The organism is Streptomyces sp. NPDC044061 (assembly GCF_056434305.1).
On the sequence record NZ_JBWKFL010000188.1, the window covers coordinates 1 to 1,286 of the forward strand.

The 1,286-nt window shown below is 70.4% G+C and carries 1 protein-coding gene; it reads left to right on the forward strand.

Annotated elements, in window-relative coordinates:
* Positions 1 to 164 precede the first annotated feature (164 nt).
* Positions 165 to 1,286, forward strand: a 1,122-nt coding sequence (locus AC07CM_RS51010) for an ISAs1 family transposase (RefSeq protein ID WP_478883377.1), incomplete at its 3' end; no start/stop codon positions are given.

The following is a 1,286-nucleotide window of genomic DNA, read 5'->3' on the forward strand; positions in this document are numbered from 1 at the left end:
CAGGGCTCCGTCGTTCTCGCGGTTGGCCCTGGAGCTGCGGGTATGGACCCGTTATCCCAAGTCGGCGGTGGTGGGCGGTTGGTGACGGGCGACGGATACGCGTGCAGGCACGGCTTCCGGTGATCATGGAGTGTCGAGTTCGCTGATCACCACAACGGAAGACCGTGCCTGCTGCGCCATCATCACCCATCTCCGCCGGGCTGGGCCAACTCGCGGGCTGCGATCCGGCCTGCCCCGACGAATTGCCCGATCTCCTGGCCCGGCTGTCCCGCCTGCCCGACCCGCGCCGTCGCCGGGGCCGCCGTCATCCGCTGCCGTATGTCCTGGCGGTCGCCGCCTGCGCGGTCCTGGCCGGAGCGAGGTCCCTCACCGCGATCGCCGAGTGGGCTGCCGATGCCTCTGACCGGCTGCTGTTCTGTTGCGGAGCCGCGCTACGTGATCCGGACCGGCCCTGCCGGGCGCCCAGCGAGGCGACCGTCCGCCGGGTGCTGCAGCGCATCGACGGCGACGCGTTCGACGCGGCAATTGGCGGCTGGCTCACCGGTCGTGCCGCGGCCTCCCGCGCCGCCGACCAGGACAGACACCCGCCGGCCCACTCGGTGCGGGCAGCGGTTGCGGTGGACGGCAAGTCCCTGCGCGGAGCGATTCGAGCCGACGGCCGCTGCGTCCACCTGATCTCCGCTCTGCGGGACGACGGGATCGTGCTGGCCCAGCGTGAGGTCGACGCCAAGAGCAACGAGATCACCGCGTTCCGGCCCCTGCTTCACCCGCTGGACCTGACCGGCGCGGTGGTGACCTTCGACGCGCTGCTGACCCAGACCGACCACGCGAAGTTTCTGGTCGAGGAGAAAGGAGCGCACTACATCGCCGTGCTCAAGGGCAACCATCCGAGCCTGCACGCACTGGTGAAGGACCTGCCGTGGAAGGAGATTCCGCTGCTGGACCGCACCCGGGCCACCGCGCACGGCCGTGACGAGATCCGCCGGCTCAAGGCCGCCACCGTGCCGGGGCTGCCATTCCCGCACGCCGACCAGGCACTGCAGATCGTCCGCCGACGGCGCACCCTGCGCACCGGGAAGGTGTCGATCGAGCGCGTCTACGCGGTCACAAGCCTGACGGCACACCAGGCGAACGCTGCTGACCTGGCGGAACGCGTTCGCGGGCACTGGGCTATTGAGAATCGTGAGCACCACGTCAGGGATGTGACCTTCGGAGAGGACGCCTCGCGCGTGCGGACCAGCGGCGCGCCACGAGCGATGGCTTCCCTGCGGAATCTGGCCATCGGC